The sequence below is a fragment of the Actinoplanes sp. NPDC021490 genome (assembly GCF_055562135.1).
The window spans coordinates 139,381-156,170 of record NZ_JBVHFW010000019.1 but is presented as its reverse complement, the minus strand read 5'-3'; the positions used below and the strand labels follow the sequence as shown (position 1 = coordinate 156,170).

At 71.3% G+C, this 16,790-nt stretch carries 17 protein-coding genes; 10 read left to right on the top strand and 7 right to left on the bottom strand.

All coding sequences use genetic code 11. From position 1 onward, the window contains the following. Positions 1 to 11: 11 nt before the first annotated feature. Entirely contained in the window at positions 12 to 746 is a 735-nt protein-coding gene (locus ACZ3I4_RS38220; protein ID WP_465386992.1) for a maleylpyruvate isomerase family mycothiol-dependent enzyme, read from the top strand. Positions 747 to 796: 50 nt separating this feature from the next. On the opposite strand, the gene ACZ3I4_RS38215 is transcribed toward ACZ3I4_RS38220, so the two are convergent. Then, positions 797 to 1,720, bottom strand: a complete 924-nt coding sequence (locus ACZ3I4_RS38215; RefSeq protein WP_465387065.1) for a LysR family transcriptional regulator — start codon at positions 1,718 to 1,720, stop codon at positions 797 to 799. A 71-nt stretch (positions 1,721 to 1,791) separates the two neighbouring features. Here ACZ3I4_RS38215 and ACZ3I4_RS38210 point away from each other — a divergent pair, with 71 nt between their 5' ends. The 3 genes from ACZ3I4_RS38210 to ACZ3I4_RS38200 are packed head-to-tail and all read left to right on the top strand — an operon-like array spanning position 1,792 to position 5,214. Then, positions 1,792 to 2,520, top strand: a complete 729-nt coding sequence (locus ACZ3I4_RS38210) for a succinate dehydrogenase cytochrome b subunit (RefSeq protein WP_465386991.1) — start codon at positions 1,792 to 1,794, stop codon at positions 2,518 to 2,520. A gap of 1 nt (position 2,521) precedes the next feature. Next, on the top strand, positions 2,522 to 4,468 hold the full coding sequence (locus ACZ3I4_RS38205; RefSeq protein WP_465386990.1) for a fumarate reductase/succinate dehydrogenase flavoprotein subunit: 1,947 nt from the start codon (positions 2,522 to 2,524) through the stop codon (positions 4,466 to 4,468). Then, on the top strand, positions 4,468 to 5,214 hold the full coding sequence (locus tag ACZ3I4_RS38200) for a succinate dehydrogenase/fumarate reductase iron-sulfur subunit (protein WP_465386989.1): 747 nt from the start codon (positions 4,468 to 4,470) through the stop codon (positions 5,212 to 5,214). The genes ACZ3I4_RS38205 and ACZ3I4_RS38200 overlap by 1 nt, the downstream gene beginning before the upstream one ends. Before the next feature lie 17 nt (positions 5,215 to 5,231). On the opposite strand, the gene ACZ3I4_RS38195 is transcribed toward ACZ3I4_RS38200, so the two are convergent. Then, positions 5,232 to 5,807 (bottom strand): TetR/AcrR family transcriptional regulator, encoded by a 576-nt coding sequence (locus ACZ3I4_RS38195; protein ID WP_465386988.1) that lies wholly within the window; start codon positions 5,805 to 5,807, stop codon positions 5,232 to 5,234. A gap of 36 nt (positions 5,808 to 5,843) precedes the next feature. Between ACZ3I4_RS38195 and ACZ3I4_RS38190 the strand changes: the two genes are divergently transcribed. Continuing rightward, positions 5,844 to 7,199, top strand: a complete 1,356-nt coding sequence (locus ACZ3I4_RS38190; protein ID WP_465386987.1) for an FAD-dependent monooxygenase — start codon at positions 5,844 to 5,846, stop codon at positions 7,197 to 7,199. A gap of 431 nt (positions 7,200 to 7,630) precedes the next feature. Here the strand turns inward: ACZ3I4_RS38190 and ACZ3I4_RS38185 are convergent, their stop codons facing one another. From ACZ3I4_RS38185 to ACZ3I4_RS38170, 4 genes are all read right to left on the bottom strand, one after another. Then, the gene (locus ACZ3I4_RS38185) at positions 7,631 to 8,818 is read right to left on the bottom strand and encodes an MFS transporter (RefSeq protein WP_465386986.1); all 1,188 of its coding nucleotides are present in this window, start codon (positions 8,816 to 8,818) and stop codon (positions 7,631 to 7,633) included. Between the two features lie 62 nt (positions 8,819 to 8,880). After that, the gene (locus ACZ3I4_RS38180) at positions 8,881 to 9,354 is read right to left on the bottom strand and encodes a hypothetical protein (protein ID WP_465386985.1); all 474 of its coding nucleotides are present in this window, start codon (positions 9,352 to 9,354) and stop codon (positions 8,881 to 8,883) included. 38 nt (positions 9,355 to 9,392) lie between these two features. Beyond that, a complete protein-coding gene (locus ACZ3I4_RS38175; protein ID WP_465386984.1) occupies positions 9,393 to 10,256 on the bottom strand; it encodes a deoxyribonuclease IV in 864 nt (287 codons plus the stop codon). After that, positions 10,247 to 12,193 (bottom strand): Stk1 family PASTA domain-containing Ser/Thr kinase, encoded by a 1,947-nt coding sequence (locus ACZ3I4_RS38170; protein ID WP_465386983.1) that lies wholly within the window; start codon positions 12,191 to 12,193, stop codon positions 10,247 to 10,249. Before ACZ3I4_RS38170 ends, ACZ3I4_RS38175 begins: the two co-directional genes overlap by 10 nt. Before the next feature lie 127 nt (positions 12,194 to 12,320). Between ACZ3I4_RS38170 and ACZ3I4_RS38165 the strand changes: the two genes are divergently transcribed. After that, complete coding sequence (locus ACZ3I4_RS38165) at positions 12,321 to 12,785, top strand: hypothetical protein (protein ID WP_465386982.1); 465 nt, start codon at positions 12,321 to 12,323, stop codon at positions 12,783 to 12,785. A 278-nt stretch (positions 12,786 to 13,063) separates the two neighbouring features. After that, positions 13,064 to 13,414, top strand: coding sequence for an Rv2175c family DNA-binding protein (locus tag ACZ3I4_RS38160; protein ID WP_465386981.1), 351 nt, complete (start codon positions 13,064 to 13,066; stop codon positions 13,412 to 13,414). Here the strand turns inward: ACZ3I4_RS38160 and ACZ3I4_RS38155 are convergent. After that, a complete protein-coding gene (locus ACZ3I4_RS38155; protein WP_465387064.1) occupies positions 13,411 to 14,466 on the bottom strand; it encodes a polyprenyl synthetase family protein in 1,056 nt (351 codons plus the stop codon). The genes ACZ3I4_RS38160 and ACZ3I4_RS38155 overlap by 4 nt on opposite strands. Positions 14,467 to 14,516: 50 nt before the next feature. On the opposite strand from ACZ3I4_RS38155, the gene metF reads away from it, so the two are divergent. From metF to ACZ3I4_RS38140, 3 genes are all read left to right on the top strand, one after another. Then, the gene (gene metF / locus ACZ3I4_RS38150; protein WP_465386980.1) at positions 14,517 to 15,434 is read left to right on the top strand and encodes a methylenetetrahydrofolate reductase [NAD(P)H]; all 918 of its coding nucleotides are present in this window, start codon (positions 14,517 to 14,519) and stop codon (positions 15,432 to 15,434) included. Positions 15,435 to 15,436: 2 nt separating this feature from the next. Further along, entirely contained in the window at positions 15,437 to 16,081 is a 645-nt protein-coding gene (locus ACZ3I4_RS38145; RefSeq protein ID WP_465386979.1) for a CDP-alcohol phosphatidyltransferase family protein, read from the top strand. 177 nt (positions 16,082 to 16,258) lie between these two features. Continuing rightward, the gene (locus ACZ3I4_RS38140) at positions 16,259 to 16,726 is read left to right on the top strand and encodes a MarR family winged helix-turn-helix transcriptional regulator (RefSeq protein WP_465386978.1); all 468 of its coding nucleotides are present in this window, start codon (positions 16,259 to 16,261) and stop codon (positions 16,724 to 16,726) included. Positions 16,727 to 16,790: the final 64 nt, after the last annotated feature.

Here is a 16,790-nt window from a genome sequence, read left to right as displayed (position 1 = left end):
AGTCTCGGCCCATGGAGTGGCTGGCACCGGAGAGATACGCGGCGGAGCTCGAGGCGGAGGCCGGCCGGCTGGGTCACCGCCTGATCGGGCTGGCGGCCGGTTCGATCGTGCCCACCTGTCCCGCGTGGACGGTTCGTGACCTGGTCACCCACGTCGGGACGGGTCACCGCTACGCCATCGGGGTCGTCGCGTCGGGCCGGATCGCGGAGTATCGGCTGGTCGAGGCGCCGTCCGAGCCCGACGCCTGGACGCGGTGGCTGCTGGACGGGGCCCGCGAGCTGAACGCGGCCGTGCGCGAGCGGGGCTTCGGCGAACAGGTGTGGACCTGGCACCCGAGGCATCAGACGGCCGGTTTCTGGCTGCGGCGCATGGTGCACGACCTGGTGGTCCACCGTTTCGACGCCGGGGCGGCCGCGTCCACCGGGAACGCCGCCCCGGATGACGCCCTGGCGCCCGATCTGGCCGCGGACGGGGTCGCCGACCTGCTGCTGTGCTTCGAGACGTTCGAGGGGCTGGCCGGGAACGGCGAGGCCCTGCAGTTCCGCGCCACCGACATACCGCGAAGTTGGCACGTCACGTTGACGAGCGGCGGCATCGAGTGGACCGACGGCGACCGGCCGGCCGATGTCACGGTCGCGGCGCCGGTGCTGACCCTGCTGCTGGCGCTCAACCGGAGGCCCGCCCCGGTGACGGTCGAGGGCGACGCCGGCCTGTGGGAACGGTGGCGGACCGGCTCGCGGTTTTGAGGGCCCCTCGGGAGTTTGTGGCGCCCGGCGAGGCGTACGGGATCAAAGGTTCAAAGAGGACGCACGCCCAGGGGAAGCTCCTGGGTGGCGACGTGGTGGAGCAGGGTGGCCCGCAGGGCCTGGGCGGCGTGCGGAAGCACCGAGCGCTTGCGGTGGGCCAGGGCGATGGTGCGGCGCATGCCGGGCGGGGCGAGCGGGGTGGCGCGCAGCAGGGGCCGGTTGGCCAGCACCATGCTGGGCACGAGGGCGACGCCCAGGCCGGCCTCGACGAAGGCCAGCACCGCGTCCATCTCGCCTCCCTCGACGGCGAACTTCGGGGTGAAGCCGGCTTTCTGGCAGGCCTCGAGAGTGACGCCGCGGATGTCGTAGCCGGCCCGGAACATGACCAGCGGCGTGTGCTCGAGCTCGGCCAGGGCGATCTGCGGGTTGGTGGTGGGCGGCGGGCCGTCGGCGACCGAGGCCACGACCAGGCTTTCGCGCAGCACGGGGGCGGCGCTCAGCGCGTCGTCGATGCCCTCCTCGGGCTGCACGATCAGGGCCAGGTCGAGCGTGTGGGCCAGCAGGTTCTCGATCAGGTCCTGCGAGCCGCCCTCGTTGACGTAGAGCTGGATCTCGGGGTGGGCCGCCCGGAAGGTGCGCAGCACCTCGGGCACGAGCGACGAGCAGAGGCTCGGGGTCGCGCCCAGCCGCACCTCGCCGCGGCGCAGGCCGACGATGTCGGAGACCGCCTCGCGGGCCGCGTCGGCGTCGGCCACCATGCGCTGGGCGAGCGGAAGCAGCGTCTGGCCCGCGGCCGTCAGCGTCACGCCGCCGCGGATCCGCTCGAACAGAGGCGCCCCGAGCGTGTCTTCCAGCGTGTGAATTTGCTTACTGAGAGTCGGTTGCGAGACGCCCAGAATGTCAGCTGCTTGGGTGAAATGCCGGGTTCGTTCGACTGCCAGGAAGTAGCGAAGTTGCTGCAGCTGCACTTTGATAGCTTATCTCTATGATGACTGGGTCGATCATGCATTAGACGAATCGCACACAGCTTTCTACCGTCCAAGGGGTGGCGGTAGATACTTCGACCCGGAAGTCGGCGGCGGCTGCGTCCGCTCCGGGCAAACTCAGCCGGCGGCGCTCCTCGGTCGCCCTCAAGATCTTTATGGCGGTGACCGGCTTCCTGCTGGTCGGCTTCCTCTATGTGCACATGATCGGCAACCTGAAGATCTTCTTCGGCGCCGAGACCTTTGATCACTACGCGCACTGGCTGCGGTCCATCGGCACCCCGCTGCTCCCGGACGGCTGGTACCTCTGGATCCAGCGCTTCGTGCTGACCGTGGCGGTGATCGGGCACATCGTGGCCGCGGTGATCCTGACCCGCCGGGCCCGGCAGGCGCGACCGGTCAAGTACGCGCACCGGCCGAAGGTGCAGGGCAGCTACGCGGCGCGCACGATGCGCTGGGGCGGCGTCATCATCCTGCTCTTCGTGATCTACCACATCCTCGACCTGACCACGCTCACGCTGAACCCGCACGGCGTCACCGGCGAGGTGTACCGCAACGTGGCCGAGGACTTCGCGCCGTCCCGCTGGTACGTGACGCTGTTCTACACGCTGTCGATCGTGGCGGTCGGCTTCCACCTGCGGCACGGCCTGTGGAGCGCCGTGCGCACGCTGGGTCTGCAGAGCCCGCGCGGCGAGTTCTATGCCCGGGCGACGGCTCTGGTGCTGTCGGTGGTGCTGGTCGTCGGCTACCTCTCGGTGCCGTTCGCGGTTCTCGTCGGATTGGTGGACTGACATGTCGGACTTCTGGAACGACGGCGACCCGATCGCCGACACCGCGGCGCCCGAGGGGCCGATCGAGACCCGCTGGGAACGCCGCAAGTTCAACGCCAAGCTGGTCAACCCGGCCAACCGCCGCAAGCTGACGGTGATCGTCGTGGGCACCGGCCTGGCCGGCGGTTCCGCGGCGGCGACGCTGGCCGAGGCCGGCTATCACGTCAAGTCGTACTGCTATCAGGACAGCCCGCGGCGCGCGCACTCGATCGCCGCGCAGGGTGGCATCAACGCCGCCAAGAACTACCGCAACGACGGCGACTCGATCTACCGCCTGTTCTACGACACCGTCAAGGGCGGCGACTTCCGGGCCCGCGAGTCCAACGTCTACCGGCTGGCCACGGTCTCGGTGAACATCATCGACCAGTGCGTCGCGCAGGGTGTGCCGTTCGCCCGCGAGTACGGCGGCCTGCTCGACAACCGCTCGTTCGGCGGCACCCAGGTGTCCCGTACGTTCTATGCCCGCGGCCAAACCGGTCAGCAGCTGCTGCTCGGCGCCTACCAGGCCATGGAGCGCCAGATCGGCCTGGGCAACATCGAGATGAACTCGCGGCACGAGATGCTCGAGCTGATCGTCGTCGAGGGCAAGGCCCGCGGCATCGTCGTCCGCGACATGATCACCGGCGAGATCACCACCGAGATGGCCGACGCCGTCGTGCTCGCCTCGGGCGGCTACGGCAACGTCTTCTTCCTCTCCACCAACGCCATGGGCTGCAACGTCACGGCGTCGTGGCGGGCGCACCGCAAGGGCGCGCTGTTCGCGAACCCGTGCTACACGCAGATCCACCCGACGTGCATCCCCGAGTCGGGCACGCACCAGAGCAAGCTCACGCTGATGAGCGAGTCGCTGCGCAACGACGGCCGGGTGTGGGTGCCCAAGCGGGCCGAGGACTGCCAGAAGCCGGCCGCGGACGTCGCCGAGGAGGACCGCGACTACTACCTGGAGCGGATCTACCCCTCGTTCGGCAACTTGGTCCCGCGGGACATCGCGTCGCGTGCGGCCAAGAACGTCTGCGACGAGGGCCGCGGTGTGGGCCCGGGCGGCCTGGGCGTCTACCTGGACTTTGCGGACGCGATCAAGCGGCTGGGCAAGAAGGCCGTGGAGGCCAAGTACGGCAACCTGTTCGAGATGTACCAGCGGATCACGGGCGAGGACCCGTACGAGGTGCCGATGCGCATCTATCCCGCGGTGCACTACACGATGGGTGGCCTCTGGGTCGACTACGACCTGCAGTCGACGATCCCGGGCCTGTTCGTGGTGGGCGAGGCCAACTTCTCCGACCACGGCGCCAACCGGCTCGGCGCGTCCGCGCTGATGCAGGGTCTGGGCGACGGCTACTTCGTGCTGCCGACGACGCTGGGCAACTACCTGGCCAACGGGCCCTACGAGAAGATCTCCGAGAACCACGAGGAGGTCGTCGCGGCCCGCGCCCAGGTCGAGAGCCGCATCAAGCGCCTGCTGGAGATCAACGGCGACCGTACGGTCGACAGCTTCCACCGCGAGCTCGGCCACATCATGTGGGAGTACTGCGGCATGGAGCGCACCGAGGAGGGCCTGACCAAGGCCATCGGGCTCATCCGCAGCCTGCGCGACGAGTTCTGGCAGCGCGTCAAGGTGCCCGGCACCGGCGAGCAGCTCAACCAGAACCTCGAGAAGGCCGGCCGTGTCGCCGACTTCTTCGAGCTGGGCGAGCTGATGTGCATCGACGCCCTGCACCGCCGCGAGTCCTGCGGCGGCCACTTCCGGGCCGAGTCGCAGACCCCGGACGGCGAGGCGCTGCGCCACGACGACGAGTTCAGCTACGTCGCGGCCTGGGAGTACGCCACCGGCGAGAGCGCCAAGCCCACCCTGCACAAGGAAACGCTCGAATTCGAGTACGTCCACCCGAGCACCCGGAGCTACAAGTAATGGACATCCAGGTCCGCGTGTGGCGTCAGGAGAACCCGTCCGACAACGGCCGGATGGTCTCCTACGACGTCAAGGACATCTCCCCCGACGCCAGCTTCCTCGAGATGCTCGACGTGCTGAACGAGAAGCTGATCCTCGACGGCGACGACCCGGTCGCCTTCGACCACGACTGCCGCGAGGGCATCTGCGGCGCCTGCAGCATGGTGATCGACGGCGTGGCGCACGGCCCCGAGAAGGCCACCACCACCTGCCAGCTGCACATGCGGCACTTCAAGGACGGCGACACGATCGACGTGGAGCCGTGGCGAGCCTCCGCCTTCCCGGTGGTCAAGGACCTGGTCGTCAACCGCGGCGCCCTCGACAAGATCATCGCAGCCGGCGGCTACATCACCGCCCCGACCGGCGCCGCCCCCGAGGCGCACGCCACCCCGGTGCCCAAGAAGGACGCCGACCTGGCGTTCGAGGCGGCCACCTGCATCGGCTGCGGCGCCTGCGTGGCGGCGTGCCCGAACGGCTCGGCGATGCTGTTCACCGCGGCCAAGGTCGCCCACCTCGGCCTGATGCCGCAGGGCCAGCCCGAGCGCGACACCCGCGTGATCGACATGCTGCAGGCCCAGGACGACGCGGGCTTCGGCGGCTGCACCAACATGGGCGAGTGCTCGCAGGTCTGCCCCAAGGGCATTCCGCTCACCCTGATCGGCCGGCTGAACAGCGACTACCGGAAGGCCGTCCGCAAGAACCTCTGAAGTTCCGGGGCCGGGTCCTAGGATCCGGCCCCGATTCCTCTGTGGATGAACGACGTCAGCGTCTCGATCGCCTCGTCGTCGGACACTCCCGGCGGGTGATCGGCGGCAAAGGCCGACAGCAGTCCGGTGAAGATCGAGGCCAGCACGTACGGATCCGCCGACGGCGCCGCCTTGGCCAGATGGTCGGCGATGTGGCGCAGATCGGGCTCCATCATCTGCCGGAACCGCTCGGCGAACCCCTCGTCGACGATGGCGGCCTGCCGCAGCGCCTCGACGACCGTACGGTGCCGGCGATGGAAGCCCCAGTACGCCGCGACGTGGTAGCGCACCGCCTCGCGATCACGGAAGTCGTCGCTGTGCCCCTCGGCCGCGGCGCTCTCGTCCCCTTCGGCCAGCAGGTCCCGCAGCAGCGCCTCGAGCAGCTGCTCCTTGCTCGCGAAGTGCTTGTAGAACGAGCCCGTGGCCCGCCCCGCCTCCGCCGTGATGTCAGTGATCTTGGCGTTGAGATAACCGGCCCGCTCGAAGACCCGCACGGCGGCCGCCTTGAGCTCCGCCTCGGTCTGTGCCGCCTGCTGCTTCCGAACCCCTGCCACTTGACGCAGATTATCAGCCACCCGTACGGTGAATCTATGTTCACTGAATCTCAGTTCACCTTAATCGTCGGCGCCGGACCCACCGGACTGACCCTGGCCCGGGTGCTGCGGCGGCACGGCGTCCCGTTCCGCATCGTCGAACGGTCGCCGGGCCCGCCCGAAGGTTCCCGGGGCAAAGGCATCCAGCCCCGTACGCAGGAGGTCCTGGACGACCTCGGCCTGCTCCCCGCGTTCCTGTCCGCGGGCCGCGACTACCCGGCGTTGCTCATCCACCTGCCCGGCGGCGGAGAGATGACGCAGCGGATGGACGAGCTGCACGACCCGACGCCCGCGGTGCCACACCCCAACATGCTGATGCACCCGCAGTGGCGCACCGCTCAGCTGCTGGCCGACGGCATCCCGGTCGAGTACGGCGTCGAGGTCGTCTCGCTCACCCAGGACGCCGTCACGCTGTCCACGGGCGAGACGGTCACGCCGCGCTACGTCGTCGGATGTGACGGCGGGCGAAGCACCGTACGCAAGGCCCTCGACATCCCCTTCGAGGGCGACTCGTTCCCCTCGGAACAAATGATCATCGCCGACGTGCGGGTGCCCGGCCTGACCCGCGACAACTGGCACATCTGGCCCGGCGCGGACCAGCGCTCGTTCCGGCTCGGTCTCTGCCCCATGCCCGGAACCGACACGTTCCAGCTGACGGCGCCGCCCTCGGACCTGTCGATCGAGCAGTTGGTGGAATCGGCCGGGCTGAAGGTCACCGGCATCGGCTGGCAGTCTCTGTACCGGGCGAACATCCGGATGGTCTCGCGTTATCGAGTGGGTCACGTGTTCCTGGCCGGGGACGCCGCGCACGTGCACTCCCCGGCGGGCGGGCAGGGCCTCAACACGGGTATCCAGGACGCCTACAACCTGGGGTGGAAGCTCGCGTACGAGGGCCTGCTCGACACGTACGAGGAGGAACGCCTGCCCGTGGCGGCCGGCGTCCTGGGCATCAGCACCCGCCTGCACCGCCGGGCCGTCGACGCGGCGGACGACGCGATGCGCCGCGACGACCCCGCGCTGCGGCAGTTGTCACTTCATTACCGGGACAGTTCCCTCTCCGCCGAGCACCGCACCACGCCGGGCCTGGTCCGGGCGGGCGATCGGGCGCCCGGACCGCTCTTCGACCTGCTGCGCGGGCCCCAATTCACCTTGCTGGCCTTCAACTGGACGGGCGAACTGCCCTCATCGACCGCCCAATGCCACGTCCACCGCATCAGCGATCCGGCGGTGGCGGCAATTTACGACGCCCACGAGCCAACCCTTTTCCTCGTACGCCCGGACAACTACATCGGCTGCGTCTCGCCCCACGTGGACGACGTCACCCAATACCTCGACGCGCTCACCCGCCGCTGACAGCGCCCACCGCCCACCCGGCAGCCGACGACGCCGCGAGACCCATCGGTGCCGCGCTGAGGCCACCGGCGGCTGATCTCGCCGCGAAGCCCATCGGCGCGGGCCTGAAGCCCGACCACCCCACAAAGCCGCGAAGCCCATCGATGCCGCTCTGAAGCGTGACCACCGAATGATGACCCGCACCCACCCGGCGGCTGACGACGGCCGTGAGTAGTCACCGTTACCACCCGCCTGGCCTGACCACGCATTCATTGAACGACCCGCCGGGCGCACGGGAGCCGACTTGCTTGCGCCCGGCGGATTTGAACCGGCAAGTGTGGGCGCGGTAGGTGGGTGGTAACGGTGACCACTCACGGCCGCTTCTTTCCTACGGCCCAGTGCGGGTCATCATTCGGTGGTCACCCTCGAAAGACCGAAGCAGCCTGCGGCGGTCACTGTGCTGCGGTCGGGGCTGTTGCTGGTGTTCGAATGCTGTGCAGGCCGATCAGCGCGGCCCCCACGCTGGCCGCCGCCGCGAAGGCCAGCGGAACAACCGCGCCCAGGTGGATCGCGGCGGCCCCCAAGGGAATGCCGATGGCGACCGGGCCGAACATCACGGTGCTGGAGGTCGCGGCGACCCGGCCCAGCAGGTGGTCCGGGGTCAGGGTCTGCACGGCGGTCACGGCGGCGATCAGGGTCCAGGGCAGGCCGACGCCGATGACCAGGCTGCCGGTGACCATCGCGGGAAACCAGGGCAGCGCCTGTGCCAGACAACCGGCGGCGAAGACGACAGCTCCGATGCCGGCCACCGTGATCGGGGGCCGGCGGGCCAGGATGCGACCGGCGACCAGGCCGCCGACGATCGATCCGGCGCCCTGCGCTGTGCCCAGGAAACCCAGGTGGGTGGCCGGCAGGTGCAGGTCGTGCACGAGGTGGGCCAGCACCGCGGCGTCCTTCAGCCCCGACATTCCGATCGCCACCGCGGCCACGAGCACCGGGTTTCGCACAGCGGGCACGCTGAACAACGCCCGCAGTCCTTCCTTCAGCCCGCGCCGACCGGCGCGGGCTTGCGGGTCCGGGCGTTCGGCGGTGGGCCGCAGCCGGACCGCCGCGTAACAGAGCGCGGTCAGCAACGGCATCGCGGCACTGAGCAGGACCACCGCGACGGGGCCGTGCCAGGCGTACAGGGTCGCTCCGGCCAGCGGGGCGATCAGTTTCATGCCTTCCTGGGCGCTGGACCGCCAGCCGTTGACGTCGCCGAGCCGGCCGGGTGGCAGCGCGGACGGCAGGATCGCACTTTCGCCGGCCTCGATCAGCACGTAGCTCGCGCCGCGGGCCAGCAAGACGGCGAAGATCAGCCAGGTGGCGCCGGCCGAGCGGACGGCCAGCAGGGTGAGCAGCAGCAGGCCCAGGACGAGGTCGACGGCGATCACCAGGGGGCGCCGGGGCAGGCGGTCGACCAGGGCGCCGAGCCAGGGTGCGGCCAAGGTGGGGGCGTAGATGCAGACCGCGGTCAGGGCGGCCAGGCTCACCGAACCGGTCAGGTCGAGCACCCAGATGCCGGCGGCGAGGGTCATGGTCGTGCTGCCGAAGCCGGACAGCAGCGAGATCAGCACGAACAGGACCGCGTTGCGCCGCATGACGCCTCCGAAGAAGGTTGAGTCGTGTGGACTCACATACTTTAGAGTTGAGCGGCAATCTGTCAACGTTTGGGTGACGCGGCCTCCAGTGCGGCGCGGAGCCGGTCGACGGCGGCCCGGGTGGGCGCGGGCAGCGGCCCCGGCACGGCCTCCAGGTCGGCCATCACGGATTCGGCCAGGGCGAACAGCGCCCCGCCGGCCGCGCCGGGCACCGCCGAGAGGGTCTCGCGCACCAGCACGGCCCGGGTGAAGCGGCGGTCCCAGCGGCGGTCGGCTCCCACCCGGCGGTGCAGCTCGAGGGCGGCATCCCGCAGTCGGGCGAGGCTCTCCCCGTACGCATCGGGGGTGGTCGGCACGGCCGTGGCCAGCCGCAATCTCCGCTGCTCGGCGGCCTGCCGGCTGCCCAGGCCGAGCGCGCCGGCGATCTCGCCCCAGGTCGCGCCGTCGCGGCGGGCCCGGTCGATCAGTTCGAGTTCCCGCAGGTCGAGCTGCGCCCGTGCGGCCGGGATCTCGCGCAGCCGGTCCAGATCCGCCATGCCGCCATACTAGTCAACAGAACGTTGACAACGGGATGTCAGGAGCGGAGCGATTTCAGCAGGGCGATGTCGGCCGCGTGGCCCTCGTGCTCGACCGTCGGGGTTTCGACGATGACGGGGACGCCGGCCGTGGCCGGATGGGTCAGCAGCTCGGCGAAGGCGGCCGTGCCGATGCGGCCCGCGCCGATCGTCTCGTGCCGGTCGCGGGCGGAGCCGCACTCGTCCTTGGAGTCGTTGGCGTGGATCAGCTTGAGGCGTTCGCGACCGACCGTCTCGACCAGCGCGTCCAGCGTCGCCGTCATGCCGCCCGGCGTGGCCAGGTCGTGCCCGGCCGCCCACGCGTGGCACGTGTCGAAGCAGACGCCCAGGCCGGGATGGTTGTCGACGGCGTCGAGGTAGCGCGCCAGATCCTGCATCTTGGAGGCCAGGCTGCGCCCGCCCCCGGCGCTCGGCTCGACCAGCAATTGGGGCAGGCCGGGCCGGTCGAGCAGCGGCAGCAGCACCTCGTGCAGCTGGTGGAATGCCTTGTCCTCGTGGGCCTCGTCGACCGAACTGCCGGCGTGGAAGACCACGGCGGTCGCCCCGATGGCCCGGCCCCGCTCGAGCGCGTGGGCCAGCACGGCGGCCGAGCGTTCCACTGTCAGCTCGGTCGGGGAGCCCAGATTCACCAGCAGAGAGGCGTGGATGTACGCCGGGACACCGCGCTCGCCGATGCCGTCGCGGAACAGCACGTCCTGCTTCGGGTCGCCGGGCGGCATGGCCCACCCGCGCGAGTTCGAGACGTAGACCTGCAGCGTCTCGGACTCGGCGGCGTCCACGTAGGGCAGGGCCGCCTTGGCCAGCCCGCCCGACGTCTTGGTGTGCGAACCGATGCGGCGATCGGGCGGGGAACCTAGAAGCACTGGATGGCGACCTCGGACTGCGGCGGCACCTGGGTGTTGCCGCCGGGCTGCTGACTACGGACGATGGCGTCCTGGTTGAAGTCGACCCGGACGCGCAGGCCCAGACCCTCCAGCGCGCCCTTGGCCTGCTGGCACGGCTGGTTGGTCAGGTCGGGCACGGTGACCAGCGGCGGGCCCTTGCTGACGTCGAGCGTGACCGTGTCGTCCTTGGTCGCGCCGGTGTTCGGCTTCGGGTTCTGCCCGATGACCGTGTCGGCCGGCTGGTCGCTGTCCTTGTAGACCTCGGCCGCGGTCAGGCCCAGCCCGGCCAGGTCGGCGCGGGCGTCGTTGATGTTCTTGCCGGTCAGGTCGGGCACCCGGATCGGGGCGCGGCCCTTGCTGAGCACGACGGTGATCGTCGCACCCCGCTTGAGCTGGGTGCCCGTCTTGGGGTCGGAGGCGATGACCGCGCCCTCGGGCACGGTGTCGCTGTATTGACCCGCGCCCTCCTTGAGCTTGAGGTTCAGCTGTTCGAGCTCGCCGCGGGCGGCCGCCAGCTCGAGGCCGGACAGGTCGGGCACGGCGAAACGCTCGGGGCCGAGCGACAGGTTGACCGTGAGGACGCCGCCCTTGACGATGCGCTCGGTGGCCGGCGGGTCCTGCGAGACGACCGTGTCCTTGGGGACGGTCTCGCTGTAGGCGCCGTCGCCGTAGAACAGCTCGAAGCCATGCTGGTCCGCGTACAGCTCGGCCTGGGCCTTGGTCATGTTGACCATGGCCGGCGAGTCGGTGTAGCGCCCGAGGGTGACCCACCACGTGCTGCCGATGACGACCAGCACCATGACGGCCACGGCCGCGCTGAGCAGGATGCGGCGCCGGTCGGTGCCGCCGCCCAGCCCGCGCTTCGCCCGCGGCATGCGGCCGGCCGTGTACTGCTGGCCGCGCGGAGCCGGCTGGTTGGGCAGGCGGGCCCAGGGGGGACGGTCGCCCACGCCGACGGCGGGCACCACGGTGGTGGCGTCGGTGACGGCGCCGCGCGTGGGCGGGACCTGGCGCAGCAGCGCGGTCTCGACGTTGGCCGCGCCCAGGTCGTCGCGGACGGTCTGCACCTCGGCCAGCAGCGCGCCGGCGTCGGTGGGCCGGGCGCCCGGGTCGCGGCGGGTGGCGCGGGCGGTCAGGTCGTCGAGCACCGAGGGCAGGCCCTTGACGATGCTGGACGGGGCGGGCACGTCGTTGTCGACGTGCTCCCAGGCCACCGCGACCGGGTCGTCGCCGTCGAACGGCACCCGCCCGGTGAGCATCTCGAACAGCACGATGCCGGCCGAGTAGACATCCGTGCGCGCGTCGGCGTGGCCGTCGGTGACCAGCTCGGGCGCGACGTAGGCCACGGTCGCCATCAGCTGGCCGCCCTCGTCGGCGCTGCTCGCCTCGACGGCGCGGGCCAGCCCGAAGTCGGCCACCTTGACGACGGCGTCGACCAGGTTGGCCACTCCCCCGCTGGGCGCCTCGGCCACGAGCACGTTCTCGGGCTTGACGTCGCGGTGCACGAGGCCGGCCCGGTGGGCGGCGGCGATCGCGGCGAGCATCTGCTCGAGGATCGCCAGCGCCTCGACCGGGTTGAGCCGGCGGCGCTGGGTGAGCAGGTCGCGCAGCGTGCGGCCCTGCACGTATTCCATGACCAGATAGGGCAGGCCCTGGTGGCGGCCCTGGTCGTAAACGGCCACGACGTTGGGATGGGTGAGCCGGGCGATCGTCTTGGCCTCGTCGGTGAACCGGTCGACGAAGTGCGCGTTGGTCGCCTGCGACGGGTGAATGATCTTCAGAGCGACGGTGCGCTCGAGTCGTTCGTCGGTGGCGGTGTAGACGGTCGCCATGCCACCACGGGCCACTCGACCGGTGATCCGGTAGCGGCTGTCAATCGTCGTGCCGATCAACGTGTCGGCGACTGTGGTGTCCATCGGCGTGAAGTGTATGTGGCTTTCGCTTGGGGGCAGTCCAGGATGTCACAGCTGAGTCCAAACGGGTACGGGCGATCACTCCGCCCCGCCTGATCTGCCCCGTCAAAAGCGGATTTAGTGGCGTCGCTTGTGGCGTCGGCCATCCCAAGACCGGCTCGGTGAAGCGGAGGCGGCCGGGTCCGCGGAGTCGCTGGGCGACGGATCCGGGCTCTCCGGGGCCGCCGATTCCGACGGGGACGGTGACGTCGAGCGGGTCGGCGAGGGCGAGGCGGCCGGAGCGGTCGGCGTCGGAACGGGCGGGTTGCAGTGGCATTCCGGACTTGCCGGTTTCGTGGTCCGGATCGGACGGGCGACCGCCGGCGGCGCGACGACCGGGGCGATCGTGGCGACCGGCGCCGCGGCGGGCGGCGTCACCCGGAGCGCCGCGGGCGCCGTGGGCGCCGTGGTGCGGGGCGGCGGCAAGGGCGCGGCCGGGGCCGACGACGACCCCATCCCGGCCGCGGTGGCCGCCGCGGCCCGCGGCGGCGCGACACCGGCGGCGGCCGTGCTCTCCGTCATGATCGATCCCAGCCCGTTCACCACGGCCAGATAGGCACTGGCCGCGCCGACCACGGTGAGGGTCGCGAAGGCGGTCACCGCCACGGCGCGCCGGGGCTGCCGGGCCGGGGGCGCCGCGGTGGCGTCCTCAACGGGGAGGTGCAGGCCGAAGGTGCCCATCCCGGTCGAGGTCATGTCCGGCCCACCGGCGGGCGGTTCGGCCGGCGAACGGCCCATGTCGTAGCGCAGCGAACGCCACGCGCCGGCCACCTCCGTACGGGTCCTGCGGAGTAGGCTCATCGGGTTCCTTCCCGGCTCTCGTACGCTGTAGGAGTGAGCGATTCCGTAACCGCCGGCCCGGCCGAGTGGATCAACCTGCCGGACGTGTCCGCGAAGCTCGACGTGTCGATCAGCAAGGTCCACCAGATGATTCGCGACGGGCATCTGCTCGCCGTGCGCCGTGACGGCATCCGCGTGGTCCCCGCGGACCTGGTGGCCAACAGCACGGTGCTGAAGCACCTCCCCGGGGTCCTGAACTTGCTTCGCGACGCCGGGTATAACGACGAAGAAGCCCTCCGGTGGCTGTACGAGCCCGACGAGACCATCGACGGGTACGCGGCGAAGGGCCTCGGCGGGGACCGCGCCCGCGAGGTGAAGAGGCGCGCTCAGGCGCTCGGCTTCTAGACCGTCCGCTTGGTCGCGGCCTCGGCCAGGCGGTGCAGCACGTCGCGGGCCTCGGCCTCGACCGGCGCACCCTCCAGGGCCGCCAGCGACGCCGTCATCAGCTCGTCGATGCGGCGCTCGGTGGCGGCCAGCGCCCCGCTGTCCCGGATCAGGGCCCGCAGCCGTTCCACGCGCCGGTCGTCGAGGCCCTGGTCGCCCAGCCCGGCGTCGAGTTCCGCGCGCTCCGGCTCGCCCAGCGCCGCGAACGCCGCGGCCACGAGATAGGTGCGCTTGCCCTCGCGCAGGTCGTCCCCGGCCGGCTTGCCGGTCTGCGCCGGATCACCGAAGACGCCCAGCACGTCGTCGCGCAGCTGGAACGCCTCGCCCAGGGGAAGACCGAAGCGCGAGTACGCCTCGTGCAGCCCGGGACTCGCCCCGGCCAGGGCCGCGCCGAGCAGGAGCGGGCGCTCGACCGTGTACTTCGCCGACTTGAACCGGGCGACCTTGCCCGCCCGCTCGAGTGACGTGTCGGCGGTGGCCTGGGTGAGCACGTCGAGGTACTGCCCGACCGTGACCTCCGTACGCATCTCGTCGAAGACCGGGCGGGCCCGGGTGAGCTCGGCCGGGCCCAGACCCGAGGTGTGCAGCAGCTCGTCCGACCAGACCAGCGCCAGGTCGCCCAGCAGCACGGCCGCGCTGTCGCCGAACGCCGCCGCGCCGCCCCGCCAGCCCGACGCCGTGTGCCGCGCCTCGAACCGCCGGTGCACCGAGGGCTCGCCGCGCCGGGTGTCCGACCGGTCCATCAGGTCGTCGTGGATCAGGGCGCTCGCCTGCACCAGTTCGAGCGCCGCAACCGCGGCCACGATCTGGCCGGAGTCGGCGCCCCCGGCCCCGCGGAAGCCCCAGTAGGCGAAGGCCGGCCGCAACCGCTTGCCGCCCTTGAGCACGAAATCCTCGAGCGTCTCGGCCACGGCGGCCAGCGCCGGGTCGATTCCGACGAGCCGGTCATGCTGCTCACCGAGGAACACGGCGAGCGCCTTGTCGACGCGGGCGCGCAGGTCGGCGGCTTCCAAGGGCGAGGTCACGCACGAACGCTAGCGGACTCCGTCGGTAGAGTGACCGTGTGGCTCTCGGACTTCCCTCACGTCTTCCCGCGACCCCGGCGATCGGCGATCTCGTCCGGGGGTCCGTGCCGACGTTCTCGTTCGAGTTCTTCCCGCCCAAGACACCCGAGGGCGAGCGGCTGCTGTGGCAGGCGATCCGCGAGCTCGAGCCGCTGCGGCCCAGCTTCGTCTCGATCACGTACGGCGCCGGTGGCACCACGCGTGACACCACGGTCGCCGTCACCGAGCGGGTCGCGACCGAGACCACGCTGCTGCCGATGGCCCACCTCACCGCGGTCAACCACTCGGTCGCCGAGCTGCGCAACATGATCGGCCGGCTGGCCGGGGCGGGCATCCGCAACGTCCTCGCGGTGCGCGGCGACCCGCCCGGCGACCCGATGGGCGACTGGGTGCAGCACCCGGAGGGCGTCCTGTACGCGGCGGATCTCGTCCGGCTGGTCAAGGAGTCGGGCGACTTCAGCGTCGGGGTGGCCGCGTTCCCGCACAAGCACCCCCGCTCGGCCGACATCGAGACCGACACCGCCAATTTCATCCGCAAATGCCGCGCCGGCGCCGACTTCGCGATTACCCAAATGTTCTTCGACGCCGACGAGTACCTGCGCCTGCGTGATCGGGTCGCGGCGACCGGCTGCGACACGCCGATCCTGCCCGGCGTCATGCCGGTGACCCGGATGGCCACGATCGAGCGGTCGTCGCAGCTGTCCGGGGCGCCGTTCCCGCCGGCGCTGCTGGCCCGCTTCGAAAAGGTGGCCGGCGACGAGGCCGCGGTCCGCGCGCTCGGCGTCGAGCTGTGCGCCGAAATGTGCGCGCGGCTGATCGACGAGGGCGTGCCCGGCATCCACTTCATCACGCTCAACCGGTCGACGGCGACGCGCGAGGTGTGGCAGCTGCTGGCTCCCCTGCCCGCGGCCGTGTAACCGTGCTCTGGGACGACTACGCCACGACGTGGTCCGGGCTGCACGGCGGCTTCGACCCGAGGCGGGCGTCCTTCCTCGTACGCGGGTGGGTCCGGATCGCGTACGGGATCGGCTCGTGGCTGGCCCGTCACCGCGTGGGCCCGATGTCTGTCACCACGATCGGTCTGCTCGTCTGCTGGACAGTCCCGGTGGCCGTGCTGCTGGGCCGTTGGGGCGCCCTCCTGGCCGCCGTCCTGGTGCTGGTGGCCGCGCTGGCCGACGGCCTCGACGGCGCCGTGGCGGTGATCACCGGCCGCACCACCCGGCTCGGCTACGTCTACGACTCGGTCGCCGACCGCGTGGGCGAACTGGCCTGGCTGGTCGCGTTCTTCCTGGCCGGCGCCCCCGGCTGGCTGGTGGCCACCGCGGGCGCCGTCTCCTGGCTGCAGGAATACGCCCGGGCCCGGGCGACGGCCGCCGGCATGTCGGAGATCGGCGTGGTCACCGTGGCCGAACGCCCCACCCGTGTGCTGGTCGCCATCTTCGGCCTGCTCGCCGCGGCCGCCTGGCCACCCCTGATCATCGTGGCCGCCGCCGTGTGGACGGCCCTGTCTCTGGTGGCCGGCGTCCAGCTGACGGCGGCCATCCGCCGGGCCCTGATCACCTGACCGACGGCCCGCGCGGCGAGCGTGATCGTTAATCGGTTGTGAGGAAACGGTCGCGGATCGTACGGTTGTCCACATCGGAGCCGCCGGGCCGGGCGGCGGGCCGACACGGGGGCAGGTCCGCCGACCGTCCCGGCCCCGGATCATCCGTTACCGGATAATCCGCGTTACGCTGGGCCGATGTCCGCTCCCGCACGCACCGAGCGCGACGTCACCGGCCTGCTCAACATGGCCGGGCACGCGCTCTCCAACCGCCTGGCCGTTGCCCTGGCCGGCATCGACCTCACCCCGCGCATGCAGTGCGTCCTCGTGCACGCGCTCGAGCAGGAGCGCACCCAGATCCAGCTGGCCGCCCTGGCCGACCTCGACAAGACCACCATGGTCAGCACGGTCGACGACCTGGAGCGCCGCGGCCTGGCCGAGCGCCGGCCCTCCACCACCGACCGCCGGGCGCGCGTCATCGCCGTGACCGAGAAGGGCCGCCTGGCCGCCGAGGAGGGCCAGCGGATCGTCGACGAGGTGCACGCCGACGCCCTCAGCAGCCTGCCCGACACCGCCCGGGCCGCCTTCGTCCAGGCGCTGGCCCAGCTGGCCGACACCACCCGAGACCAGGGCCCCCAGCCCGTACGCCGGGCCCGCAGCCGCTGAATTCGAGGCCGCAGCCTGCGGCCCGGGTGACCACCGGGAACATCTCGGTCGCGCGCTACGGCCG

What these genes read in the sequence shown, in the direction of transcription:
- ACZ3I4_RS38170 (WP_465386983.1), bottom strand. Translation starts at nt 12,193, where the DNA reads ATGGACACCACAGTCGCCGACACGTTGATCGGCACGACGATTGACAGC.
- ACZ3I4_RS38190 (WP_465386987.1), top strand. Translation starts at nt 5,844, where the DNA reads ATGTTCACTGAATCTCAGTTCACCTTAATCGTCGGCGCCGGACCCACC.
- ACZ3I4_RS38185 (WP_465386986.1), bottom strand. Translation starts at nt 8,818, where the DNA reads ATGCGGCGCAACGCGGTCCTGTTCGTGCTGATCTCGCTGCTGTCCGGC.
- ACZ3I4_RS38220 (WP_465386992.1), top strand. Translation starts at nt 12, where the DNA reads ATGGAGTGGCTGGCACCGGAGAGATACGCGGCGGAGCTCGAGGCGGAG.
- ACZ3I4_RS38200 (WP_465386989.1), top strand. Translation starts at nt 4,468, where the DNA reads ATGGACATCCAGGTCCGCGTGTGGCGTCAGGAGAACCCGTCCGACAAC.
- ACZ3I4_RS38180 (WP_465386985.1), bottom strand. Translation starts at nt 9,354, where the DNA reads ATGGCGGATCTGGACCGGCTGCGCGAGATCCCGGCCGCACGGGCGCAG.
- ACZ3I4_RS38205 (WP_465386990.1), top strand. Translation starts at nt 2,522, where the DNA reads ATGTCGGACTTCTGGAACGACGGCGACCCGATCGCCGACACCGCGGCG.
- ACZ3I4_RS38140 (WP_465386978.1), top strand. Translation starts at nt 16,259, where the DNA reads ATGTCCGCTCCCGCACGCACCGAGCGCGACGTCACCGGCCTGCTCAAC.